At 71.2% G+C, this 23,655-nt stretch carries 23 protein-coding genes, 1 pseudogene and 1 riboswitch; of the genes and pseudogenes, 10 read left to right on the plus strand and 14 right to left on the minus strand.

Annotated elements, in window-relative coordinates:
* Window positions 1-92: 92 nt before the first annotated feature.
* From ACZ56U_RS33350 to ACZ56U_RS33360, 3 genes are read right to left on the minus strand one after another with little or no spacing between them, the layout of a single operon-like run.
* Window positions 93-698 carry a hypothetical protein gene (locus ACZ56U_RS33350; RefSeq protein WP_469087656.1) on the minus strand — a complete coding sequence of 202 codons (606 nt, stop codon included), beginning with the start codon at window positions 696-698 and terminating at the stop codon, window positions 93-95.
* A 19-nt stretch (window positions 699-717) separates the two neighbouring features.
* A complete protein-coding gene (locus ACZ56U_RS33355; RefSeq protein WP_469087704.1) occupies window positions 718-1,284 on the minus strand; it encodes a glycosyl hydrolase 53 family protein in 567 nt (188 codons plus the stop codon).
* Between the two features lie 28 nt (window positions 1,285-1,312).
* Window positions 1,313-1,879: a glycosyl hydrolase 53 family protein gene (locus tag ACZ56U_RS33360; protein ID WP_469087657.1), complete on the minus strand. Its 567-nt coding sequence runs from the start codon at window positions 1,877-1,879 to the stop codon at window positions 1,313-1,315.
* A 290-nt stretch (window positions 1,880-2,169) separates the two neighbouring features.
* Between ACZ56U_RS33360 and ACZ56U_RS33365 the strand changes: the two genes are divergently transcribed.
* A complete protein-coding gene (locus ACZ56U_RS33365) occupies window positions 2,170-2,985 on the plus strand; it encodes an HAD family hydrolase (protein WP_469087658.1) in 816 nt (271 codons plus the stop codon).
* Here the strand turns inward: ACZ56U_RS33365 and ACZ56U_RS33370 are convergent.
* Window positions 2,982-3,428 carry a transglycosylase SLT domain-containing protein gene (locus tag ACZ56U_RS33370; protein WP_391239819.1) on the minus strand — a complete coding sequence of 149 codons (447 nt, stop codon included), beginning with the start codon at window positions 3,426-3,428 and terminating at the stop codon, window positions 2,982-2,984. The genes ACZ56U_RS33365 and ACZ56U_RS33370 overlap by 4 nt on opposite strands.
* Before the next feature lie 3 nt (window positions 3,429-3,431).
* Window positions 3,432-3,616, minus strand: a riboswitch (cyclic di-AMP (ydaO/yuaA leader).
* Window positions 3,617-4,875: 1,259 nt separating this feature from the next.
* On the opposite strand from ACZ56U_RS33370, the gene ACZ56U_RS33375 reads away from it, so the two are divergent.
* From ACZ56U_RS33375 to ACZ56U_RS33390, 4 genes are all read left to right on the plus strand, one after another.
* On the plus strand, window positions 4,876-5,886 hold the full coding sequence (locus ACZ56U_RS33375) for a polyprenyl synthetase family protein (protein WP_469087659.1): 1,011 nt from the start codon (window positions 4,876-4,878) through the stop codon (window positions 5,884-5,886).
* Between the two features lie 385 nt (window positions 5,887-6,271).
* Window positions 6,272-7,501: a LolA family protein gene (locus tag ACZ56U_RS33380; protein WP_469087660.1), complete on the plus strand. Its 1,230-nt coding sequence runs from the start codon at window positions 6,272-6,274 to the stop codon at window positions 7,499-7,501.
* Window positions 7,502-7,534: 33 nt separating this feature from the next.
* Complete coding sequence (locus tag ACZ56U_RS33385) at window positions 7,535-8,527, plus strand: ABC transporter ATP-binding protein (protein WP_469087661.1); 993 nt, start codon at window positions 7,535-7,537, stop codon at window positions 8,525-8,527.
* A complete protein-coding gene (locus ACZ56U_RS33390; protein WP_469087662.1) occupies window positions 8,514-9,419 on the plus strand; it encodes an ABC transporter permease in 906 nt (301 codons plus the stop codon). Before ACZ56U_RS33385 ends, ACZ56U_RS33390 begins: the two co-directional genes overlap by 14 nt.
* Before the next feature lie 7 nt (window positions 9,420-9,426).
* On the opposite strand, the gene ACZ56U_RS33395 is transcribed toward ACZ56U_RS33390, so the two are convergent.
* Genes ACZ56U_RS33395 through ACZ56U_RS33405 form a run of 3 tightly spaced genes read right to left on the minus strand, consistent with a single transcriptional unit; the run spans window position 9,427 to window position 11,692 of the window.
* Window positions 9,427-10,011 carry a flavodoxin family protein gene (locus ACZ56U_RS33395; protein ID WP_469087663.1) on the minus strand — a complete coding sequence of 195 codons (585 nt, stop codon included), beginning with the start codon at window positions 10,009-10,011 and terminating at the stop codon, window positions 9,427-9,429.
* Window positions 10,012-10,046: 35 nt separating this feature from the next.
* Window positions 10,047-11,198 (minus strand): amidase, encoded by a 1,152-nt coding sequence (locus tag ACZ56U_RS33400; RefSeq protein ID WP_469087705.1) that lies wholly within the window; start codon window positions 11,196-11,198, stop codon window positions 10,047-10,049.
* Window positions 11,195-11,692, minus strand: coding sequence for a DUF6668 family protein (locus tag ACZ56U_RS33405; RefSeq protein WP_469087664.1), 498 nt, complete (start codon window positions 11,690-11,692; stop codon window positions 11,195-11,197). The genes ACZ56U_RS33400 and ACZ56U_RS33405 overlap by 4 nt, the downstream gene beginning before the upstream one ends.
* Before the next feature lie 223 nt (window positions 11,693-11,915).
* Here ACZ56U_RS33405 and ACZ56U_RS33410 point away from each other — a divergent pair, with 223 nt between their 5' ends.
* Window positions 11,916-13,367, plus strand: coding sequence for a tetratricopeptide repeat protein (locus ACZ56U_RS33410; protein ID WP_469087665.1), 1,452 nt, complete (start codon window positions 11,916-11,918; stop codon window positions 13,365-13,367).
* On the opposite strand, the gene ACZ56U_RS33415 is transcribed toward ACZ56U_RS33410, so the two are convergent.
* The 3 genes from ACZ56U_RS33415 to ACZ56U_RS33425 all read right to left on the minus strand — a co-directional run bounded on the left by ACZ56U_RS33415 (window position 13,364) and on the right by ACZ56U_RS33425 (window position 15,463).
* Window positions 13,364-14,311: a M28 family metallopeptidase gene (locus ACZ56U_RS33415; RefSeq protein WP_469087666.1), complete on the minus strand. Its 948-nt coding sequence runs from the start codon at window positions 14,309-14,311 to the stop codon at window positions 13,364-13,366. The genes ACZ56U_RS33410 and ACZ56U_RS33415 overlap by 4 nt on opposite strands.
* Window positions 14,312-14,450: 139 nt before the next feature.
* Complete coding sequence (locus ACZ56U_RS33420; RefSeq protein ID WP_469087667.1) at window positions 14,451-14,927, minus strand: VOC family protein; 477 nt, start codon at window positions 14,925-14,927, stop codon at window positions 14,451-14,453.
* Between the two features lie 26 nt (window positions 14,928-14,953).
* The gene (locus ACZ56U_RS33425; RefSeq protein ID WP_469087668.1) at window positions 14,954-15,463 is read right to left on the minus strand and encodes a winged helix-turn-helix transcriptional regulator; all 510 of its coding nucleotides are present in this window, start codon (window positions 15,461-15,463) and stop codon (window positions 14,954-14,956) included.
* Window positions 15,464-15,627: 164 nt separating this feature from the next.
* On the opposite strand from ACZ56U_RS33425, the pseudogene ACZ56U_RS33430 reads away from it, so the two are divergent.
* Window positions 15,628-16,713, plus strand: a pseudogene (locus ACZ56U_RS33430) (MFS transporter); the annotation flags it as partial.
* A gap of 80 nt (window positions 16,714-16,793) precedes the next feature.
* On the opposite strand, the gene rarD reads toward ACZ56U_RS33430, so the two are convergent.
* Together rarD and ACZ56U_RS33440 are read right to left on the minus strand one after the other, a co-directional pair.
* Window positions 16,794-17,795: an EamA family transporter RarD gene (gene rarD / locus ACZ56U_RS33435; protein WP_469087669.1), complete on the minus strand. Its 1,002-nt coding sequence runs from the start codon at window positions 17,793-17,795 to the stop codon at window positions 16,794-16,796.
* 128 nt (window positions 17,796-17,923) lie between these two features.
* A complete protein-coding gene (locus ACZ56U_RS33440; RefSeq protein ID WP_469087670.1) occupies window positions 17,924-18,778 on the minus strand; it encodes an SDR family oxidoreductase in 855 nt (284 codons plus the stop codon).
* Between the two features lie 93 nt (window positions 18,779-18,871).
* Between ACZ56U_RS33440 and ACZ56U_RS33445 the strand changes: the two genes are divergently transcribed.
* From ACZ56U_RS33445 to ACZ56U_RS33455, 3 genes are all read left to right on the plus strand, one after another.
* Window positions 18,872-19,276 carry a winged helix-turn-helix transcriptional regulator gene (locus ACZ56U_RS33445; protein WP_469087671.1) on the plus strand — a complete coding sequence of 135 codons (405 nt, stop codon included), beginning with the start codon at window positions 18,872-18,874 and terminating at the stop codon, window positions 19,274-19,276.
* A 334-nt stretch (window positions 19,277-19,610) separates the two neighbouring features.
* The gene (locus ACZ56U_RS33450; RefSeq protein WP_469087672.1) at window positions 19,611-20,048 is read left to right on the plus strand and encodes a DUF6082 family protein; all 438 of its coding nucleotides are present in this window, start codon (window positions 19,611-19,613) and stop codon (window positions 20,046-20,048) included.
* Between the two features lie 115 nt (window positions 20,049-20,163).
* On the plus strand, window positions 20,164-20,421 hold the full coding sequence (locus ACZ56U_RS33455) for a hypothetical protein (protein WP_469087673.1): 258 nt from the start codon (window positions 20,164-20,166) through the stop codon (window positions 20,419-20,421).
* Between the two features lie 55 nt (window positions 20,422-20,476).
* On the opposite strand, the gene ACZ56U_RS33460 is transcribed toward ACZ56U_RS33455, so the two are convergent.
* Together ACZ56U_RS33460 and ACZ56U_RS33465 are read right to left on the minus strand one after the other, a co-directional pair.
* The gene (locus ACZ56U_RS33460) at window positions 20,477-21,556 is read right to left on the minus strand and encodes a 2-oxoacid:ferredoxin oxidoreductase subunit beta (protein ID WP_469087674.1); all 1,080 of its coding nucleotides are present in this window, start codon (window positions 21,554-21,556) and stop codon (window positions 20,477-20,479) included.
* Window positions 21,549-23,477 (minus strand): 2-oxoacid:acceptor oxidoreductase subunit alpha, encoded by a 1,929-nt coding sequence (locus ACZ56U_RS33465; protein WP_469087675.1) that lies wholly within the window; start codon window positions 23,475-23,477, stop codon window positions 21,549-21,551. The genes ACZ56U_RS33460 and ACZ56U_RS33465 overlap by 8 nt, the downstream gene beginning before the upstream one ends.
* Window positions 23,478-23,655: the final 178 nt, after the last annotated feature.

Here is a 23,655-nt window from a genome sequence, read left to right on the forward strand (position 1 = left end):
CGATTGAGGGATGGCGGAGGCGGCCGGCGGTTCCGCCTTGCTGCCCTTGCCGCCCGCGGCGCCCCCGGCACCCTTAGGGGCTGCGGGCGGTTCTAGAACTCCCCGGCGGCCAGTTGCCAGGCCATGAACTCCCGTACCAGCTCGGGCGGGTTGGCGGCCTCGGTGGCGTGCAGCTCCCAGCCGGGGTGGGACATGTCGAAGACGACCACGGGCAGCGGCCGGCCGAGTAGCCGCTCGATCACCCCGTCGGCGTGCAGATGGCGGGCGAGGTCGATGACGGCGTCGTAGAAGTGGTGCCGCAAGAGGTCGGCCCGGGCGGCCACGTCCTCGTCGTCCCGTACGCGGTCGAGGTCGAAGTCGCCGTCGTACCAGGCGCCGAGCCGCCTGACCTCCTCGACGTAGACCTGGCCGCCCACCGGGTCCTCGGGGACGTTGCCGAGGGTCTCGAAGCCGTCGAGGAGCCAGTAGGCGTAGTTCCAGCGGACCTCGCCCTCGTCGCCGGGGTACTTCTCCCGCTCGTACTGGCTCTCGGTCTGGTAGCCGATGGCGACGTACGGTCGGCGGTCGTCGTCGTCCACGCGCCAGATGCGGAAGGACAGGGCGTACATCTCGGGCCTGAGGTCCGCGGGGAAGCGTTCGAGCACGCCGACCGCCGCCGTCCGCAGATGGGCGAGGAAGGTCTCCGGCAGGTCCGTCATCCGGGGAGCATCCCATCCGCTACGACCGGTAGCGGCCCAGGGTTCTCAGACCCGGCAGTGCCCGGTCGTAGAAGTCGAACAGCGCCAGGTTCTCCCAGGCGTTGCCCGAGCCCGGGTCCTGGGGGTCCCAGCCGCTGCCGGCGCGGTAGGTCCAGGCGCCCTCCCAGTAGCAGTAGCCGAGGCCCTGTCCGTCGGGGACGCCCGCGGTGAGGTCGGCGACCGCGCGCAGCCAGGCGGCCTGGCCCTCGGGGGTGGCGGGGAAGCCGGGGGTGAGCTGCGCGGGGCTGTTGAGGATGTCGTTGACGTCGTCCTCACTGCCGAGCGTGAAGGGGTACGCGGTCTCGGCGATGACGACCGGCTTGCCGTAACGGGCGGTGAGATCGGCGAGGTTGGCGGCGGCGGTCTGCGGAGTGCCGTGCCAGAAGGGGTAGTACGACTGGGCGATGACGTCGAAGTCGACGCCGTGGGACACCACGTTGTCGAACCACCAGCGGGACGTGCCGTTGTCGCCGCCCGAGGCGATGTGCAGCAGAGTGCGCACGCGGGGCGTGGTGTCGCGGGCGGCGCTCAGGCCCGCCTTGAGCAGGGCGGTGAGATTGCCCCAACCGCCGCTGTCACTGCCCCAGTTCTTTGCCCTCGGGCCAGAGCATGCCGCCGTTGATCTCGTTGCCGACCTGGACGAGGTCGGCGGGCGTCCCCTGCCGGCGCAGCGCGCCGAGGACGTCGGCGGTGTGGTCGTACACGGCCCGGGTGAGCCCGGCGATGTCCAGGTCCGCCCACGCGGCCGGCTTGGTCTGGTGCGCCGGATCGGCCCAGGTGTCGGAGTAGTGGAAGTCGACCCAGATGCCGATACCGGCCCGGCGCAGGCGGCGGGCCAGCGGCAGCACACGTGCCTTGGTGTTGTAGCCGTCGGCGGGGTTCACCCAGACCTTCAGCCGGGCATGGGTGACGCCGGCGCGGGCGAGGAGACGGACCGGGTCCTCGCGGCGGCCGTCGGCCGTGCGGTACACGGCGCCGTGGTCCTCGTTCTTGGGCAGCGAGGAGATGTCCATGGCGCGTACCTCCAGGCGCCGGCGCCCACTTGAGGTGTCGGCGGCCGCGGGCGTGGCCCCCAGCACGGGCACGGCCAGCGCGGCGGCTCCGGCGGCTCCGGCGGCGGTGAGAACACTGCGTCTGCGCATCTCTCGGGTCCCTTCGGCGGGCGGTCACGGAAAGATCGGCGCCGGATGAGCCTGTGAGCGTGCACAGTCGAGGCCGTCGCTGATGTTCTGAGCTCCAAGTAAGTAACCTCACAACCTCTGTGCTGACAAGAGGTTGCACCGTCTTCGTTCTGTGCACGATCACAGTTACATCAGCACAGTGACAGGAGTGCATCGGCAGGCGGAACCGGAGCGGCGGTCAACGCATGTGAAGGCTGCGCCCGTCCGGTTCGCGTCGAGTCGGCAGGGGTTTCCATCCGTATTCTCTGATCATGGCCGCACCCACCGCATATTCACTCATCGCCACTGACCTGGACGGGACCCTGCTCCGGGGCGACGACACGCTCTCCGACCGGTCGCTCGCCGCGCTCGCCCGGGTGGCGGAGGCCGGGGCCCGGCATCTGGTGGTGACCGGCCGTCCGGCCCCGAGGGTGCGGCCGCTCCTCGACGACCTGGGCAGCACGGGGCTCGCGGTGTGCGGGCAGGGCGCGCAGGTCTACGACGCCGGCGCGGACCGTCTGCTCTGGTCGGTCACCCTGGACCGGGAGTTGGCCGAGACCGCGCTCGGCAAGATCGAGGCCGAGGTCGGGCAGGTGTACGCCGCCGTCGACCAGGACGGGGTGCACGGGCTCACCCTCATCGAGCCCGGCTATCTGATGCCGCACCCGACCCTGCCCGCCGTGCGGGTGGCGCGCCGCGACGACCTGTGGTGCGAGCCGATCAGCAAGGTGCTGCTGCGCCATCCGTCGCTGTCCGACGACGAGTTGGCGGCGACTGCGCGCACCGTCGTCGGTTCCCTCGCGACCGTGACGATGTCGGGCCCCGGCACCGTCGAACTCCAGCCATGCGGCGTCACCAAGGCGACGGGCCTGGCGATGGCCGCCGGACACCTCGGCCTCGGTCCCGAACAGACCGTCGCCTTCGGGGACATGCCCAACGACATCCCCATGTTCGACTGGGCGGCCCACGGGGTCGCGATGGCCAACGCCCACCCCGAACTCAAGGCCGTGGCCGACGAGGTGACCTTGTCGAACGAGGACGACGGCATCGCCGTCGTCCTCGAAAGACTCTTCCCCGCCGCGTTCTAGTAAGCGCCCCACACGTTGTCGATCGACCCGTACCGCTGCGCCGCGTAGTTGCAGGCGGCGGTGATGTTGGCGACCGGGTCGTAGGGGTCCCACGAGGTGTTCGCGACGTGGTACGCCTGGAACGTCGGGTCGATGACCTGGAGCAGGCCCTTGGACGGGGTGCCCGCGGCGGCGTTGGAGTCCCAGTTGTTGATGGCGTACGGGTTGCCCGAGGACTCGCGGATGATGTTGCGGTAGATGCCGTTGTAGCTGCCGGGGATGCCGTTCTGGGCCATGACCTGCAGCGAGGCGCGGATCCAGCCGTCGAGGGTGTTGGAGTAGCCGAGCGAGGTCGCGGTGGACACCGTCGGGGTGGCCGCGGAGGCGCTGGTGGCGCCGACGAGCGGAAGGGCGAGCAGGGCTATGCCGGTACCGGCGATGGCGAGCTTGCGGGGCAGACGCATGACGAAGTTCCTCTCCGGCGCCTACGAGGTGAGCTGTCGGGTTCGGGCGGGAGCTGCCCGGTCATGCCGGAGAAGGCACGACTACACCCCGAGCCGTACCGGATCGCCCTGAGACGTCCGGATTCGGCGACTTACCTGGGTCCCCCGCTCCTGCCGTACGTGTTTCGTTGAGTGAGCGGAATCGGGCGGCGGCAGGATTAGGCGTCCGCCCGGGCCCGGAACGTATGCGAGAGCACATGTCCGGAACAAGTACCGAATTCACAGATCACACTTGTTGACCTTGGTGTGCGGTTTGTCGCCCGCGGAATTCCAAGGGAGTCGGGTGTGCGGACGTGAGTCAACTCACTGGCGAGCGCAAGCACGGCATATCGGGCAATGATGCCCAACTGGCAGTTATCCGGCGGCCCGTGGGGTTCGCTTCTGCCACGCCCGACGGAGGACCACCTCGCCGCCCTCCGCGCAGATCACCTCGTCCGACGTCAGGGAGCGCGTCCCGTCGCAGGTGATCTCCGAGCGGGTTCGGACGGCGGCGGTGTCCCACGCGTGAGGCGTCCTCAGGCGTTGCCTTCGACGAGCCCGAGCGGTCTCGGCCGCTGGGCGTGGATGTCCCCGCCGTGCTGGACGAACCCCGCCCCGAGCCGCCCACCGTCAGGACCCGCCGCGTCGATCGCGCCGTAGTCCGCACGGACACGGTCGTGCCGCCAGTGATCGTCCCGGGTCCGGCGGGCCAGCCAGGGGTGGACCGATGGCTCGTACCGCTCGTACCGCTCCAGCCGCTCCAGCCGGTCGAGCCACAGGCCCCGTCAGGCCGGGCTCGGGTGCCGGGGGTCCGGCGGGTGGGCGGCGTACGGATGCGCGGGCTCATCGGGATGCGCGGGCTCATCGGGGTGACCTCGGTGGACGGGGTGCGTAGTGCGGCGCAGCCACGGGGCGCCGCCCTCGCGGCCGGGCCCGCAGCCACCGTGATCGCGCCGTTGACGCCGAAGCGGGCATGCGTTCGGTGACCGGCACGAGGTGGACCAGGGGGGCCGTACGCGGCGGAGACGGACGCGGCCGGCCCTGCACGTCGCCGACCCCGTGGCTCACAGCAGCATGCGCATGTCACCCAGGCGGGGGCGGCCCGCATGTCCAGGAACGAGAACCGTTCCCCGTACCTCCAGGTCGGAGGGGGTGGGCAGAGCCTCGGGGCCGGCCGAAGCGGCCCGCCGGCGGGCTCCACATCGACGGCCGTGCGCGACGGGCTCTGCCGCTTTCGTCCAAGTGTGCAGATAACCGGTCTTTTCAGGTGATCAGAAACATACCGGTCGTGGTCCCATACCGCCCGTGCTGCTCGGGTGGGTGGCATCGGTGATCGAAAGGTGACCGGATACGCTGACTTGAGTGATGGCAGCGACCTATCGACAAACCGCGTAATCGCCAGTAGACACCAGCAGACAGGAGACCCCTCGTGACCGTCGTCGGGCCGTTCGGGCTGAGCGTGCGGGACCAGGCTCTGGAAGCCGATGTCCAGGCCGGGTTGGCGGCCGTCGAGGAGGGTTTGCTCGAAGCCACCAAGAGCGAGGTCCCCTTCATCACGGAGGCCGCGCAGCATCTCGTCCGGGCGGGCGGAAAGCGCTTCCGCCCGTTGCTGGTGATGCTCGCCGCCCAGTTCGGCGACCGCTACGCCCCCGGAATCGTGCCGTCGGCCGTGGTGGTGGAGCTGACCCACCTGGCGACGCTGTACCACGACGACGTGATGGACGAGGCGGCCGTACGGCGCGGGGTCGACAGCGCGAACACCCGCTGGGGCAACTCGGTCGCCGTCCTCACCGGCGACTTCCTGTTCGCCCGCGCCTCCCACATCCTGGCCGACCTCGGTCCGGAGGCCGTCCGGGTCCAGGCCGAGGCGTTCGAGCGGCTGGTCACCGGGCAGATCCTGGAGACCGCCGGACCGGTGGACGGCCGGGACCCGGTCGAGCACTACCTGGACGTGCTCGGCGGCAAGACCGGCTCGCTGGTCGCGGTCTCCTGCCGCTTCGGCGCGATGATGTCGGGCGCCGACGAGACGGTGGTCGACGTCCTCACGCAGTACGGCGAGCGCCTCGGCGTCGCCTTCCAGCTCGCCGACGACGTGCTCGACATCGCCTCCGACTCCCACGAGTCCGGCAAGACCCCGGGGACGGACCTGCGCGAGGGCATCCCGACCATGCCGGTGCTGCGGCTGCGCGAGCGGGCGGCCCGGCTGGGGCTGGCGGAGGACATCGCGCTCTGCGAGCTGCTGGACTCCGACCTGACCGACGACGCGCGGCACGCGCAGGCGCTGGCCGCGCTGCGGGCGCATCCCGCGCTGGAGCAGGCGCGGCGGGACACCGTGCGGTTCGCGGAGGAGGCGCGCGGGGCGCTGGCCCCGCTGCGGGAGTGCGACGCGAAGGCCGCGCTGATGGAGATGTGCGACGCGGTGGTGCATCGGGCGGGGTAGTTCCTGCCGGATCGCCGTTGGTTGCCGCCTGCCGCCTGCCGCCTGCCGCCTGCCGCCTGCCGCCTGGCGCTTGTTGCCGGGCTGGCGGCGGGCGTAGTCGCCTTCCGCGCCCGCGCGGTGGAGCCGCCCAGTGGCACAGTCTCCCGTGTCCGACCCCTACGGGTCGGGGCAGGCGACGCCTTGCCGTGTCATACCGCAGGTGTACGTGGAGTTGAGCCCGCGGGCTGACGTCTTTCCCTGGCCGATTTGGTCAGATGGACATCACGGAAAACACCACTCCTCACCGATTCGGGTGAGAATGGCGGCTACGGGGTGGCCGTGAGGCCATCCCCCTCGGGGGAGCCAGTAGTTGGAAGCCGCCGCCCAACACGGAGGTAGGGCACACATGGCACCGTACGGATCCGACGACAGCACGACGGCGGACGAGGCTGACGACCTGCGCGCCGGCCGGCGCAAGGCCGCGCGGTACGTCGTCCCGGTCGCGGTCGTGGGGGTGGCCGCGGCGACCATCGGGCTCGTCCCGGCGCTCGCCGACTCCGGCGACCCGGACCTGCCGAAGATCAGCGCACAGCAACTCATCGAGAAGATCGCCGCGTCCGACGTGGAGCGGCTGACCGGCACCGTGAGGATCAACACCGACCTGGGGCTGCCGGACCTCGGCGGACTGGAGAGCGGCCTGACCGGCGGTCGCGGCGGTTCGGGTGACGGCTCGTCGGCCGATCCGACGTCCAAGCTCCTCGAACTGGCCACCGGCTCCCACACCCTGCGTGTCGCCGCCGACGGCCCGGACCGGCAGAAGATCTCGCTGCTGGAGGACGCCGCCGAGTACAGCCTCATCCACAACGGCAAGAACGTCTGGGGCTACGACAGCGCCTCCAACGAGGTCTTCCACGCCACCGCCGACGAGGGCGACGGCAAGAAGGGCGGGCAGGGCAAGGAGCAGGAGCTTCCGGCCACGCCCAAGGAGCTCACCGAGGACGCCCTGAAGGCGGTCGACGACACGACCTCCGTGACCGTCGACGGCACCGCGCAGGTCGCCGGCCGCGACGCCTACCGGCTCGTCATCAAGCCCAAGGACTCCGGGTCCACCGTCGGCCAGATCACCGTGGCCGTGGACGCGAAGACGGGGCTGCCGCTGAAGTTCACCCTGACCCCGGCGAGCGGCGGGGCCGCGGTGGTCGACGCGGGCTTCACACAGATCAGCTACGCCGCGCCGGCTGCCTCCACCTTCGACTTCACGCCTCCCAAGGGTGCGAAGGTCACCGAGGAGGACGCCACCAAGGCGCCCGAGCACTCCGGCCGGCACTCCGGCGAGGACTTCGGCCGGGACTTCGCCAAGGGCGCCGGCCCCGAGGGGCTCGACGTCATCGGCGAGGGCTGGAACTCCATCGCCGCCTTCGACACCGGCGGCGAGGGCATGCCGTCCGGCTCCGAGGCGGGTGGCGCGTTCGGCGGCTTCCTCGACTCCCTCGGCGACCAGGTCAGCGGCAAGTTCGGCGAGGGCACCGTCTTCAAGACCCGTCTGATCAACGCCCTGATCACCGACGACGGCAAGGTGTACGTCGGCGCGGTGACCAAGGACGCGCTGGTGAAGGCGGCGGACGAAGCCAGGTAACCGCCGTACGCGCACGACGAATCGAGGGAGCCGATGGACCAGCCGCCCGCCACGGAGTCACATCCGGAGGGCGACGGCGCGAGCGCCGACGCGGGTGACAGCGTCATCCACACCCGCGCGCTCACCAAGCGCTACCGCGGCGGGCAGCTCGCCGTCGACGGTCTCGACCTGACCGTCCCGGCGGGCAGCGTCTTCGGCTTCCTCGGTCCGAACGGCTCCGGCAAGACCACCACCATCCGCATGCTGATGGGCCTCATCGAGCCGACCTCCGGGTCGGCCCGCGTGCTCGGCCGCCCCATGCCCCGCTCGGCCCGCGCAGTGCTCCCGCAGGTGGGCGCCCTCATCGAGGGCCCCGCCCTCTACGGCTTCCTCTCCGGCCGCGACAACCTGATCCGCTACGACGCCGCCGACCCGACCGCCGACCCCCGCACCCGGCGCACCCGCGTCGCGGCGGCCCTGGACCGGGTCGGGCTGTCAGCCGCCGCCGGCAAGAAGGCGAAGGCGTACTCGCTGGGCATGAAACAGCGCCTGGGCCTCGCGGCCGCGCTCCTCCAGCCCCGCCGGCTCCTGGTCCTCGACGAACCGACCAACGGCCTCGACCCGCAGGGCATGCGTGAGATTCGTTCCCTGGTGCGGGAGTTGGCGTCGGACGGCACGACCGTCTTCCTCTCCTCACATCTGCTGGACGAGATCGAACAGGTCTGCACGCACGCCGCGGTCATGGCGCAGGGCCGGCTGATCACCCAGGGCCCGGTGGCGGAGCTGGCCGCGGGCGCGCGGGGCCGGCTGGTCGTGACGAGCCCCGACGCGGCGGAGGCGGCGCGGGTGCTGAAGGAGCACGGGGTGGGGGACGTCGTCGTGGCGGACGACACCGTGACCGCCGATCCACCGGACGGCGAACTGGCCGACCTCAACGCCGCGTTGGTGGCGGCGGGCGTGCGCGTGCGCGCCTTCGGGGTGCAACGGGCCACACTGGAGGACGCCTTCGTGGCGCTGACGGGGGAGGGCTTCGATGTCGCGGGTTGAGGTGGACGCCCCCGAGCGGCGCCCGGACCGGCCCCGCCCCACCGACGGTCGCCGGACGACCTTCTACGGCGCCCTCCTGCGCAACGAGCTGCTCACCACCTTCCGCCGCTGGCGCACCCTCGCCCTGCTCGCGGTCCTCGCCGCCGTCCCCGTCCTCGTCGGCATCGCGGTCAGGATCGAGACCGGCGACGGCGGCGGCGCGGGCCCCGGCGGCGGTGGCGGCCCGGCGTTCATCTCGCAGATCACCAACAACGGCCTGTTCCTGGTCTTCACCGCCCTCGCCGCGACCCTGCCGTTCTTCCTCCCCATGGCGATCGGCGTGGTCGCGGGCGACGCGATCGCCGGTGAGGCGAACGCCGGCACCCTGCGCTACCTCCTGGTCGCCCCGGCCGGCCGCACCCGCCTGCTGTTCACCAAGTACGTGACGGTGATGGCGTTCTGTCTCCTGGCCACGCTGGTGGTCGCCGTCTCGGCGCTCATGGTCGGCGCCCTGCTGTTCCCCCTCGGTGACCTGACGACGATCTCCGGCACACAGATCAGCTTCGCCGAAGGACTCGGCAGGGCCCTCCTGATCGCCCTGGTCGTCGCCGCGTCACTGACCGGCGTGGCGGCGCTCGGCCTGTTCGTGTCGACCCTGACCGGCAGCGGCATCGCGGCGATGGCGACGACCGTCGGGCTGCTCATCACCGTCCAGATCCTCGACCAGATCCCCCAGCTCCACGTGATCCAGCCGTACCTCTTCTCCCACTACTGGCTGTCCTTCGCCGACCTCATGCGCGAACCGGTGTACTGGGACGACCTGGTGAAGAACCTCGGCCTGCAGGCCCTGTACGCGGCCGTGTTCGGCTCGGCGGCATGGGCGAGGTTCACCACCAAGGACATCACCGCCTGAGGACCGGTCAGGGGGTGTCGTAGGGGAAGCGGGCGAGCGGTGCCTCCTGGGCGAAGAACGTCTTCGCGCGGGCCAGCGCCTCGGTGTCGTTCAGGACGTCGCCGGGCTTGCTGCCGTTGCCGAGCAGCACCCCGCCGAAGCGCATCCCCATGTACGCGGCCGAGTGGTTGAGGGTGCCGATCAGCGGGTCGGCGACCTCCAGCTCCTCGTGCGCGAGCGCGGTGACGCCCCACAGGGTGCGTCCCGCGAGGGTGGCCTTGAAGTCGGCCCCGGGGGTGCGCAGCCAGCCCGACCAGTAGTCGAGGTACCGCTTGGCCTGGGCGGACAGCGAGTACCAGTACAGCGGGGACGCGATCACGATGTCGGTCGCCGCGAGCGTGGCGTCGAAGAGGAGCCCGACGCTGCCCTCCGTCGGCCGCCGGTGGTCGCTGTCGTGCCGCAGGTCCTCGAAGTCGGGCAGCGGATGCTCGTTGAGGTCGATCCACCGCTGCTCGACGTCACCTGCCAGCTGCTCGGCCGCCTTGCGAGCCAGCAGCTCGGTGTTGCCATCGGCGCGGCTGCTGCCGAGCACGAACAGGAAGCGGCGTGTCATGGAATCCCCCAAGCCGATCGATGAATGTACGGAGATTATATGCGCGTGCATTTAGTTGTCCAGGGGATGGTGGCGGCTCGGGCCACCTGGAGCAGCAGCGCCTCCGCACCGTGCCGCGCGACCAGCTGGAGCCCGACCGGGCAACCGTCCGGACCGAGACCCGCGGGGATGCTGATCGCCGGATGCCCGCTCAGGTTGAACGCCCAGGTCAGCGAGGTGGAGTAGCGCTCACCGGGGCCGTCGTGGCCATGCGGTCCGGTGGGTGCCGTGGGGGTCAGCAACACGTCCGTCCCGGCGAAGAACGCGGCCAGCAGCCGGTCGTTCACGGCCCGGACACGGGCGGCCGGGGCCGGGTCGGCTCCCGGGGTGCGCAGGGCCCGCCAGGCCGGGGCGGGATCACACAGCCGCAGCCGCGCCCCGTCACCCGCGAGGCGTACGGCACCGGCCTCGGCGAGCCGCAGGGCGGCGGCGTGGGCCACGGCGACGATGCCGGGGTCAGGGGTGTCGTAGCCGAGGTCGGGGGACCAGAGGGCGCCGGGGGCGGGCCCCGGGGGGACGTTCGTGGCGGCGGCGCCGGCCATCACCCTCCAGTAGGCCGCCGCGTCCCGCGCGCATCCCGCGAGCACGCCGTCCGCGGCGAGCCCCGTCCGGTCGGGCGACGGCAGCCGGCCGTTGGTGACCTTCAGCCCCACCACCCCGCACCAGGCCGCCGGGATCCGCACCGACCCCGCCCCGTCGCTCCCGGTCGCCAGCGGCACCAGCCCCGCGGCCACCGCCGCCGCGGAACCGGCCGAGGAGCCGCCCGGCGTACGGTCGGCCCGCCACGGGTTGACGGTACGGCCGCCCGCGCCGAGCCCCCAGGTCTGCCAGGGTGTTCCCGGTCCCGGGACGGCCGTGGCGCCGACCGCCACACACCCCGCGGCGAGCAGCGGGGCGGCCCGGCGCAACCCCCCGCGCCCCTTCACCCCGATCGGCACGCCGGCCAGCGCCGGCCGCTCCCCGGCGGCCACCCGCGCGTCCACCTCCGCGGCGCACCGCAGGGCGGCCTCGTCCCACACCTCGCGGAAGGCGTGCAGCGCGGGCTCGGCCCGGCGGACCCGCTCCAGGGCCCGGGCGACGGTCTCGACGGCCGACAGCGACCCGGTCCGTACCGCCGCGGCGATCTCCTCGGCGGACAGCGGCGTCAGCGCGACCGCCCGGACACACCCGTGAGCCGGGCCAGCGGCTCGGTCTCCCGCGGCGGACGGCCACCGAGGTCGCCGAGGCGCCACTCGGTGACCCACGGCACGCGATAGACGTCGATCGCCGACTCGATCACCTTCACCTGGTGGGCCAGCGGCTTCGGCAGCCGGCCCGGGGCGTCCGCGACCAGCACCACCGCGTCCAGGTCCAGACCGTGCGGGGCGGCCCCGCGCCGGAAGGTGTCCAGGGTGCGCAGGGCGGCGGCCAGCCCGCTGGCGTGGGTGCGGGCGACGAGCAGTACGGACGGGGGAGCGTCGGGGCCGGGCCAGTCCCGCCCGCAGTCGTGACCGCCGTAGACGGCGGCCAGTGTGGAGACCCCGGCGCCGCCGTGCGTACCGACGAAGGAGAAACGGCGTGCCGAGGCGTGCGCGACGGGCTCCGGACGTCCCCGCGGCGGGGGTACCGGTCCGCGGACCCAGATCTCCGGTCCCTGCTGCACGTACGGTCTCCTTCCCGAGGCGTCGGCGTCCCCCCGGCCGGCCTGGGACGAGCCTGTGACGTCACGGTGACGTGAGAACCAGGAGCGAACGGAGAGACTACTCAACAGTATGTGTACGACCGGCTCTTGACGCCGGGGGCGCATCGGCCCGGCCGGCGGAGGGACCACCATGGAACCCGAGCACGCCGTCCGCCACGCCTCGACGGATCCGAGTGAGGGAACCATGTCGCGACTCAGCCGCGAGAAGCGGGAACAGCAGGGCGCCGTACAGCCGGCGGTGCTCGCGGCGGCGCCGCTCGACGTCCTCGTCGGCGCGGGCGGGGCCGTTGTGGGAGGCGTACCCGTGACGCCGGTCCCGGGCGAGGAACTGCACCACACCGTCCTCGACCACCTCCACCGCATCGCCCTCGCCACCGGACACCCCGTCCACGCCACGGTCCACGACGACCGCATCGGCTATGTGGTCGCCCTCCGCATCGACGCGGACGGATCGAGCCGCTTCACGGCGGAGCCGGTGGAGACGGGGGCGGGGCCGGCGGGGGAAGCGGAGCCGGTGTCGTCGCCCACACCGCCGGGACCGCCCGCCCTCCCCGCCGCACCGGCGGAGTTCAGGTCCAAAGCCGTCGAGGCGTCCGGAGCGTCCCACGACGAGCCCACCCACCTCCTCCGCCAGACCGAGCCCCGGACCCAGGCGCGCCCCGAGCCCCGGCCCCAGCCCGGGCGCGAGGACCGCACCCGCACCCCCGAGCCCCCCACCTTCCCGATCCGTGCCGTGTCGGACCCGGAGGGGCAGGAGCCGCGGGACGCTGTGCCGACGTTCCGGCTGCGGGCCGTGCCCGGGTGGGTGGCGGAGGCGGCACCGGGTACGGTCGCGCCCCCCACCGGCCAGTTCGGGCCACCGCCGGTCATGGACGCGTCACCCGTGACGGGCGTACGCCCCGCACACGCCCCGGCGGCGGGCGCCGTACCGGAAGCCTCCACCTGGCCCGAACCGGCCACTGACCCCGAGCCCGCCCCGGACCCCGGGCCCGAGCCGACCTCCGGGCTCACACCCGCCCCGGGGGCGACGCCCACCCCCGCGCGCAGGTCCCTCCCCGGCTTCCCCCCGCCCCTCCGCGACGACCCCGACCCCAAGCCGGCCCCGCCCCGCGGGTTCGACGCCGTGGCCGAGGCCGTGCTCGGGGACGACCCCGTGGCGGCCCATGACGGTGGCGCTGCCGCGTTCGTCGCCGGACCGAAGGCGCGGATCAACGAGGCCGTGAAGGCGGGGCGGACGGACGAGGCCGCGCAGTTGGCGGAGCAGACGGTGGCCGAGGCGTCCCGGACACTGGGCCCGGACCACCCCGAGGTGCTGCGGCTCCTCGAACTGACCGCTTACATCGCCTACTTGAACGGTGACCCGGCCCGCGCCTTCGCCCTCTCGCTCGACCTCGCCCGTACCCGCCACCACGCCGGGGACCCCGAGGCCGCGTACGGCAACGTCCAGAGCGCGGCGACCGCCTGGCGTGCCGTACGCGACCCGGAGCACGGGCTGCGCTTGGGGGTCGAACTCATCGGGCTGTGGACCGAGTTGACGCGGGAGGAGGGCACGGCTGTGGAGGACATCGAGGAACTCGAGTCCGCCCAGGCCCGCATGGCCCGCCTCGCCGCGCGCGCCGGGAAGCTCGACTCCTAGGAGGACAGCTCCCAGACCGCGTACGCCAGCGCGTCACTGTTCCGGTTCAGGGCGGTGTCGTTGATGTTCGACGTCGTGTCGCAGGAGGAGTGGTAGCAGCGGTCGAAGGCCTGCCCCGAGGTGCCGCCCCACTTGGCCGCCTGCGCCGCCGTCTTGGTCCGGCTCGCGCCCGTGAACAGCCCGCCCACCGGCACCCCCGCGCTCTTGAACGGCGCGTGGTCGGAGCGGCCGTCGCCCTCGGTCTCGATCTCGGTCGGGACGCCGAGGCCGGTGAAGTAGTCCTTGAAGGTCTTCTCGATCGCGGGATCGTCGTCGTAGACGAAGTAGCCGGGGTTGGGCGAGCCGATCATGTCGAAGTTCAGGTAGCCGCTGATCCTCGCGCGGTTGGTGGAGGACAGGTTGTTGACGTAGTAGCGCGAGCCGACCAAACCGAGTTCCTCCGCGCCCCACCAGGCGAACCGCAGATGACTGGTGGGTTGGTACCCGGCTCTCGACACGGCCAGCGCGGTCTCCAGGACCGCCGCCGAACCGGACCCGTTGTCGTTGATGCCCGCCCCGGAGCTGACGCTGTCGAGGTGCGAGCCGGCCATGACGACCTGGTTGGTGTCGCCGCCCGGCCAGTCGGCGATCAGGTTGTAGCCGACGCGGCCGGAGGAGGTGAACTGCTGGATGGCCGTGGTGTATCCGGCGGCGTCGAGCTTGGCCTTCACATAGTCGAGCGAGGCCTTGTACCCGGCGCGGCCGTGCGCCCGGTTGCCGCCGTTGGCGGTGGCTATGGACTGGAGCTGGGCGAGGTGGGCCTTGACGTTGGCCACGGGGATGTCGGGCGCGGCGGCGGTCACCTCGGGGGCGGGCGCCGCGCCGGCTATGGATCCGCCGGTCAGCAGCAGGACGGCCGTGACAAGGCCGGCCGTCGACGCGCGCCCGGAAACGGAGAGCTTCATGGTGGGGGGCTCCGGATTCCTCGGGAATCACAGGGATTCCACAGCGAATGGGGTGCCTGGATGGTGAAGCTGTGACTAACTCTCCGTCAAGAGCGGTATCAGGACAGCGAGTTCGGAATCCGGAACCGGGCGCGGTTGCCTACTGCACGCAGAACTCGTTCCCCTCCGGGTCCGCCATCACCACCCAGGCGCCCTGCGCCTGCCGCACCTCCTGCAGCACCTTCGCGCCGAGCCCCGTCAGCCGTTCGACCTCGGACTCCCGCCGCCCGTCACCCGGGTGCAGGTCGAGATGGAGCCGGTTCTTCACCGTCTTCTCCTCCGGCACCCGCTGGAACAGCAGCCGCCGCCCGAGGCCGGTACCGCTGTGCTCGTCGTAGGGGTCGTCCGGATGCCGTACGGCGACGAGGTCGCGGAAGGCGAGACGGGCGTGGAAGTCGACGGTCGCCTCGCGTGGCAGCGCGCCCAGGTCCAGCAGCCGCCGGATCAGCGCGTCGTTGTCCTCGACCTCGTAGTGCAGCGCGGCGGCCCAGAAGTCGGCCTGGGACTGCGGATCCGCGCAGTCGATCACGAGCTTCCAGTGGACGGGTACGGGTGTCACGGGTGTCGTCTGCGTCATGCGGTCACTTATAGCGGCGCTTGCGGTCAGCCACTGTCCGCGACTCGGACCCCGGCGTCCCTGTCCGTGAGGCGCCCGCGCCCGACGCCCCCCTCCTCGACGCCCGCGTCCCCGGCCACCCGCCTGTCGTACGCCGTCCGGGCCGCCGCGATCTCCTCCTGGTGTGCCTCGGTCCAGGTCACCAGGGACCGGATCGTGGTGTGCAGGGTCCGGCCGAGCGCGGTGAGCTCGTACTCCACGCGCGGCGGCACCACCGGGTAGACCGTCCGCCGCACCAGCCCGTCCCGCTCCAGCGAGCGCAGCGTCACCGTGAGCATGCGCTGGCTGACGCCGTCGATCTCGCGGCGCAGCTCGGTGAAGCGCAGCCGGCGGTTCTCCAGCAGGGCGATGACGAGAAGGGACCACTTGTCGGCGACCCGGTCGAGGATCTGCCTCACCTGGCAGTCCGCGCGGGTGTCCCATTGGAAGGGATCGGTGTCACCGTGGTCCACGGTGCCCTCGCAGTAACCGGGTGACTTCGAAGTGCCTTCTTCCATGTCCGTCGATGCTGCCGGAGGCTGAAGGCGGTTACAAGAGGGAACCGACCCTCATGCGGGTAACCACCCCTTCTCCCTGGAGTGTTGCCATGGGCACGCGTGCGTGGGCGCTGTTACTCGTCCTCTGCGGAACGATCTTCCTGGAGGGCGCCGACATCGCGATGATGGCGATCGCGATCCCGTCGATCAGATCGGACCTGGGCCTGGAGACGGACACCGCGGCCTGGGTGATGAGTTCCTACGTCCTCGGGTACGCCGGTTTCACCCTCCTCGGCGGCCGCGCCGCCGACCTCCTGGGCCGCCGCCGCATGTTCCTGCTCTGGCTGGCGGTCTTCCTCGCCTTCTCGGGCCTCGGCGGCTTCGCGACCGAGGGCTGGATGCTGGTCGTCGCCCGCTTCGTCACCGGGATGGCCGCGGCGTTCATGACCCCGGCCGCCCTCTCCCTGATCACCACCTCCTACGAGGCGGGCACGCAGCGCGACAAGGCCCTGCTCGTCTACGCCGGTACCGCCGCCGGCGGCTTCTCGCTCGGCCTGGTGATCGGCGGCCTGCTCACCTCGCTGGACTGGCGCTGGGTGTTCTTCGCCCCGGTGCTGATGGCGGGCGTCCTGCTGGCGGCGGCCGCACGGCTGATCCCGCACCAGGACCCGCCGCCCGCCCACACCGGCCCGCGCGGCTTCGACCTCCCGGGCACCCTCACCGTGGCCGGCGCCATGCTGCTGGCCGCCTACACCGTCGTACGACTGGAGCACGGCTCGCGCGGCTGGCCGCTCACGGCGGCGTCGGCCCTCGGGGCGCTGCTGCTGGCCGCCGTCTTCGTGGCCGTCGAGCGCCGCAGCGCCCGCCCGCTCGTCCGGCTGGGCATCCTGCGCCACCGGTCGGTGGTCCGCGCCGACATCGGGGCACTGCTGTTCGTCGGGGCGTTCTTCGGCTTCCAGTTCGTGGTGACGCTGTATCTGCAGGAACTGCGCGGCTGGTCCTCGCTGCGGACCGCGATCGCCCTGGTGATCCTGGGCTGCGACGCGATCCTCGCCCCCACGCTCACCCCGAGGCTGGTCGCCCGGTACGGCTATCCGCGCGTGATCGTCGGCGGTTTCGCGCTGGCGGTCGCGGCGTACGGGCTGTTCCTGCCGGTCGGCATGGACTGGCCGTATCCGGCGATGTTCCCGACGCTGATCATCGCGGGCACCGCCTTCGCACTGGCGTACGGGCCGCTGACGATCGCGGCGACGGACGGCGTCGCCGAGCACGAGCAGGGCCTCGCGAGCGGGCTGCTGCACACGGCGACCCAGTTCGGCTCGGCGATCGGGATCTCGGCGGTGACCGCCGTCTACGGCTTGGCGTCGACCGGGCCGGGGCCCGAGGCGACGCTGTCCGCGTTCCGTACGGCGCTGGTGGTACCCGTCGCGATGGTGACGCTGGGCCTGCTGCTCTGGCTCCTGAGCCTGCGGGCGGTGCGCAGCGCGTCCCAGGTCAGCAGCGACAGCGCCAGCCAGACCAGCGCGAATCCGGCCCAGCGCTCGGGCGGCATGGCCTCGTGGAAGTAGACGATGCCGAGCAGGAACTGGAAGACCGGCGCGAGGTACTGGAGCAGGCCGAGGGTGGACAGCGGGACGCGGATCGCGGCGGCCCCGAAGCAGATCAGGGGGAGCGCGGTGACCAGGCCGGTCCCGGCGAGCAGGGCGGCGTGGCCGGGGCCCTCGGTGACGAACGCGGACTCGCCGCGCGCGGAGAGCCACACCAGGTAGCCCAGCGCGGGCAGGAACTGGATGGCCGTCTCGGCGGCGAGCGACTCCAGCCCGCTGAGGTTGACCTTCTTCTTCACCAGCCCGTAGGTCGCGAAGGAGAAGGCGAGGACGAGGGAGATCCAGGGCGGCCGCCCGTACCCGACGGTGAGCACGACGACGGCACCGAAGCCGATCCCCACCGCCGCCCACTGCACGGGCCGCAGCCGTTCCTTCAGGAGCAGCACGCCCATCGCGATGGTGACCAGGGGGTTGATGAAGTAGCCGAGCGAGGCCTCGACGACCCGGTCGTTGTTCACGGCCCAGATGTAGACGCCCCAGTTCACCGCGATGACAGCCGCGGCGACCGTGACCAGCGCGAGCTTGCGCGGCTGCCGCAGCAGTTCACCGGCCCACTTCCACCGCCGTAGGACGAGCAGCGCCAGGGTGACGACGAGGAAGGACCACGCCATCCGGTGGGCGAGGACCTCGGTGGCCCCGGCGGGCTTCAGCAGCGGGAAGTAGAGCGGGAACAGCCCCCACATCCCGTACGCGGCGAAGCCGTTCAGCAGTCCTATGTGCCGCTCACCCTTGGGCTTCCCGCTCATGGGCCCTCCTCCTCACGCCGACCTCGCCTGCACGAAGGTAACGCCGAGCACCCCCGCCTGTCATGCCCGTATCGCTATACGGTCATGACAGGCGGGGGTCGTAGGCTCAAGGGCCGTTAGGGGAGTGATCAGCCCTTGAGCGCGACTGTGATCGCCTCGGACAGCGGGGTGGTCGGACGGCCGGCGAGCCGGGAGAGGTCGCCGGAGGAGACGACGAGCTCACCCTTGGCTATGGAGGCGTCCACGCCCGCGAGGACCGCGGCGAGCGGCGCGGGCAGCCCGGCGCCGGCCAGGACGCCGGTGTACTCCTCGACCGAGACGGGGTTGTAGGCGATCTCCTTGCCGGTCTGCCCACTGAGCTCGGCCGCGTACTCGGCGAAGCTCCAGGCCTCGTCGCCGCCCAGCTCGTACGTCTGGTTCTCGTGGCCCTCGCCGGTCAGCACGGCGACCGCGGCGGCCGCGTAGTCGGCGCGCGAGGCGGAGGAGACCCGGCCCTCGCCGGCGGCCTGGGTGACGGCGCCGTACTGGAGGACGGGGGCCAGGTTCTCGGTGTAGTTCTCGTGGTACCAACCGTTGCGCAGCAGCGTGTACGGCAGACCGGAGGCCAGCAGCGCCTCCTCGGTGGCCCGGTGGTCGTCGGCGAGGGCGGCGGTGAGGGTGCCGGGGGCGCTGGTGTAGGCGAGCAGCGCCACGTTCGCGGCCTTGGCGGCGTCGATGACGACCTGGTGCTGGCCGGGGCGGCCCTTGTCGAACTCGTTGCCGGAGATCAGCAGCACTTTGTCGCCGGCGGCGAGGAGGCCGTCGAAGGTCTCGGGGTTGTTGTAGTCGGCGACCGCTATCCGCACGCCCTTCTCGGCGAGATCGGCGGCCTTCTCCGGGGTGCGGACGACGGCGGTGACCTGCTCCGCCGGAACCTTCTCCAGCAGCTGCTCGACGACGTGACGGCCGAGGTGTCCGGTGGCTCCGGTGACGACGATGCTCATGATCTGCGATCTCCTGGTGGTCTGGGCGATGTCACTAACCCTAGGGTAGGCGCTAACTCCGCGAAAGTACCCACTTTGAAGTAAGGTACTGGCATGGCAGTAAGTAATGCGCGCCCGACGACCGGCGAGGCGATGTGCCCCCACCGGCTCGTCCTGGAGCACGTCACCAGCCGCTGGGGCGTCCTGGTCCTGATCGCCCTCCTGGACCGCTCGTACCGCTTCAGCGAGCTGCGCCGCGCGATCTCCGGCAACGGCAGCCGGACGGTGAGCGAGAAGATGCTCACCCAGACCCTCCAGACCCTGGAACGCGACGGCCTGCTCCACCGCGCCGCCCAACCGGTGATCCCACCCCGCGTCGACTACTCCCTGACCGACCTGGGCCGCGAGGCCGCACAACAGGTACGGGACCTGGCCGCGTGGACGGAAGCGCGGATGGGGGCGGTACAGGAGGCGCGGGAGGTGTATGACGCGCGGAAGGGGGGTTCTGAGCAGGGATGACGTGTGCGGTGAGGCCTGGCTGAACGAATGCGGGCGGCGCTCGCTGGGCACATACATGTCAGGACGCCGGTCGACGTGAGCGGTACGTCCACCCATGCGCCCCCTCTCCGCCTCCCGCTCGGGGTTGAGCTGCCCGGCATGCTGGGGGCGGGGCGCAGTGCCCAACCGTGCGCCGGTCATCACGCCGACGACCGACGCCCGGACTCCTGACTCGGGGGTCGCCTTGGCCACACAGAATCCGGACGCCCGCAGGATCGGTTCTGCAATGCGGGCGAGGGCGGGGCGAGTGCGCAGGTCGTTCCCGCGCCCCGCACGGCGCCAGCGTCAGGAGGAGTTGGCGCTCGACGTGCTACGGCACCTCGTCTCCCTGACTCAGGAGATCCGCAACGCGAATCTGATCCAACTGCACCGCCTCGCCGCCGAGCAGGCGGGCCGCGCGATGGCGGATCCCGCCCTGGCGGAAGCCATGAGCACACTGGACAACCTGTCGGAACGGCAGCGGCGACAGGTGCTCTTCCTGAACGCGCAGTACAGCGTCATCGTGCTGAACCATCGGCTCGGTGCCATCACCTGGGACGAACTCATCGGGCACCTGCGCGTGTGGTGCGTCAACAGCACCTTCCAGGAGTATTGGCAACTGACGCGGGACCATCGCAAGAGTCTGCCTCGGGAGTCGCTGGAAGCTCGCATCGGCGAGGCTGTCGACGTCATACTCGACGAGCTGTCCGATGGGCCGGACGATTGGTGGGTCGTGGGCCCATCGAGTGAATGATGGGTGCGCCCCCGTGCCTCACAGCCAGGCGGTAAAGTTCCCCCGGTCGACGATTCAACTTCCCGTTCCCAGACCGGACTTCGTTCCGCTCGGCATTTAGACAGAGGGCTCCCGCGTGCACAGCGAACTCCCCGCCGCCAGTATCGTTCGTCGCCTCGGGGATTCGCCCCGACAACGCGGGAGCCTGTCGGGCGAAACATGTCCCGACCTCTTCGAGCTGAGCGACGGCAGCTTCGCGGTCATTGGTACCGACCGCACCGATGAACTGGACGCGCTGCTTCCGGCGGACGCCGCTCGCGCTGACTACGAACGCATTGTCGTGATCACCCGGGAGACCCTCCTCCGCGCCAAGAGAGACATCCCCGACGCCTGACGCCGAGGGCCCGGATGCCGTAGCGCGTCCGGGCCCTCCGCGTGTTCGCCGACCGTCAGCCCACCACGGTCCAGGTGTCGCCGCCCGCCAGCAGGGCCGCCAGGTCGCCCTTGCCGTTCTGTTCGATCGCGGTGTCCAGTTGGTCGGCCATCTGGGTGTCGTAGACCGGGCGGTCGACCGAGCGGAGGACGCCGATCGGGGTGTGGTGGAGGGTGTCCGGGTCGGCGAGGCGGGAGAGGGCGAAGGCGGTGGTGGGGGAGGGGGAGTGGGCGTCGTGGACCAGGATCCGGGACTCGGTGTCCGGGGTCACGTCGACCACCTTGAGGTCACCCGTCACCGGGTCCCGCACCACCCCGCGCGACCCGTCCGCGCCGAAGCGGATCGGCTTGCCGTGCTCCAGGCGGATCACCGCCTCCTCGGCCTGCTGCTTGTCCTTCAGCGCGTCGAAGGCGCCGTCGTTGAAGATGTTGCAGTTCTGGTAGATCTCGACCAGCGCCGTACCGGGGTGGGCGGCCGCCTGGCGCAGGACCTCCGTCAGGTGCTTGCGGTCGGAGTCCACCGTCCGCGCCACGAAGGACGCCTCCGCGCCGATCGCCAGGGACACCGGGTTGAACGGGGCGTCCAAAGAGCCCATCGGCGTCGACTTGGTGATCTTGCCGACCTCGGAGGTGGGGGAGTACTGGCCCTTGGTCAGGCCGTAGATCCGGTTGTTGAAGAGGAGGATCTTCAGGTTCACGTTCCGCCGCAGGGCGTGGATCAGGTGGTTGCCGCCGATGGACAGGGCGTCACCGTCACCCGTGACCACCCATACCGACAGGTCGCGGCGCGACGCCGCCAGGCCCGTCGCGATCGCCGGCGCCCGTCCGTGGATCGAGTGCATGCCGTACGTGTTCATGTAGTACGGGAAGCGCGACGAGCAGCCGATGCCCGAGACGAAGACGATGTTCTCCTTGGCCAGGCCCAGTTCCGGCATGAAGCCCTGGACCGCGGCGAGGATCGCGTAGTCCCCGCAGCCGGGGCACCAGCGGACCTCCTGGTCGCTCTTGAAGTCCTTCATGGACTGGCGACCCTCGGCCTTGGGAACGAGGGAGAGCGCCTCGATCGTGCCCGTGCCTTCCGTGGACGTCTCAGCCATCGATGGCCTCCTTGAGAGCCGTGGCGAGCTGTTCGGCCTTGAACGGCATTCCGTTGACCTGGTTGTACGAGTGCGCGTCCACCAGGTACTTCGCCCGGATCAGCGTGGCGAGCTGCCCGAGGTTCATCTCGGGGATCACCACCTTGTCGTAGTGCCCCAGCACCGTGCCGAGATTGCGCGGGAACGGGTTGAGGTGGCGCAGATGCGCCTGGGCGATGGACTCGCCCGCGGTACGCAGCCGCCGGACCGCCGCCGTGATCGGGCCGTACGTCGAGCCCCAGCCCAGCACCAGCGTGCGTGCCCCGTGCGGGTCGTCGACCTCCAGATCGGGGACCTCGATGCCGTCGATCTTGGCCTGCCGGGTGCGGACCATGAAGTCGTGGTTGGCGGGGTCGTAGGAGATGTTGCCCGTGCCGTCCTGCTTCTCGATGCCGCCGATGCGGTGTTCGAGACCGGGGGTGCCGGGGACCGCCCAGGGGCGGGCGAGGGTGTGCGGGTCGCGCTTGTACGGCCAGAAGACCTCGCTGCCGTCCTCCAGGGTGTGGTTCGGTCCCTGGGCGAACTGCACGGTCAGATCCGGGAGTTCGTCGATCTCCGGGATGCGCCAGGGCTCGGAGCCGTTGGCCAGGTAGCCGTCGGAGAGCAGCATGACCGGGGTGCGGTAGGTCAGCGCGATACGGGCGGCTTCCAGGGCGGCGTCGAAGCAGTCGGCGGGGGTCTGCGGCGCGACGACCGGAACCGGGGCCTCGCCGTTGCGGCCGAACATCGCCTGGAGCAGGTCCGCCTGCTCGGTCTTGGTCGGCAGGCCCGTGGAGGGCCCGCCGCGCTGGATGTCGATCACCAGCAGGGGGAGTTCGAGGGAGACCGCGAGGCCGATGGTCTCCGACTTCAGCGCCACACCCGGACCGGACGTGGTCGTCACCGCCAGGCTGCCGCCGAAGGCCGCGCCCAGCGCCGCCCCGATGCCCGCGATCTCGTCCTCGGCCTGGAAGGTGCGCACGCCGAAGTTCTTGTGGCGGCTCAGCTCGTGCAGGATGTCCGAGGCCGGGGTGATCGGGTACGAGCCGAGGAACAGCGGCAGATCCGCCTGCCGCGAGGCCGTGATCAGGCCGTAGGACAGGGCGAGGTTCCCGGAGATGTTGCGGTAGGTGCCGGTCGGGAACGCGGCGGCGGCCGGCGCGACCTCGTAGGAGACCGCGAAGTCCTCGGTGGTCTCGCCGAAGTTCCAGCCGGCGTGGAACGCCGCCAGGTTCGCCTTCATGATCTCGGGCTTCTTGGCGAACTTCGTCTTCAGGAAGCGTTCGGTGCCCTCGGTGGGCCGGTGGTACATCCATGACAAGAGGCCGAGCGCGAACATGTTCTTGCTGCGCTCGGCCTCTTTGCGGCTGAGGTCGAATTCCTTGAGGGCCTCGACCGTCAATGTCGTCAGGGGCACCGGATGGAGGCTGTAGCCGTCGAGGGAGCCGTCCTCGAGCGGGCTCTGCTCGTAGCCCACCTTCTGCATCGCGCGTTTGGTGAACTCGTCGGTGTTGACGATGATCTCCGCGCCCCGCGGCACGTCCCCGATGTTGGCCTTCAGGGCCGCCGGGTTCATGGCCACCAGCACGTTGGGCGCGTCGCCCGGGGTCAGGATGTCGTGGTCGGCGAAATGGAGCTGGAAGGAGGACACGCCCGGCAGGGTCCCGGCAGGCGCCCGGATCTCGGCGGGGAAGTTCGGCAGGGTGGACAGATCGTTGCCGAAGGAGGCCGTCTCCGAGGTGAAGCGGTCGCCGGTGAGCTGCATACCGTCACCGGAGTCCCCCGCGAAGCGAATGATGACCCGGTCCAGCCGGCGGACGTCCTTCGTCCCTGCCGGTTTGCGCTGCTCTCCCACGACGGCTTCGTCGGCCTGCTCCGCTGGGCTACTGACCTGGCTGGTCACTGAACTGGACCTCCCTCGAGGCGGCTGTCCGGGACAGGCCCTCCCGCAGGCCCACCCAGGATCAACCCTACGTCCGTAAGGGTCGCCTTCCTGTGGCCAATCGCATGTTGGACACGATTTCGAGACGGCCCGCTGCCCTGACTTGTCATGATCTGCTCGCCCCCCGGCGCTCGCCTAC

The organism is Streptomyces sp. NPDC034103 (assembly GCF_055575395.1).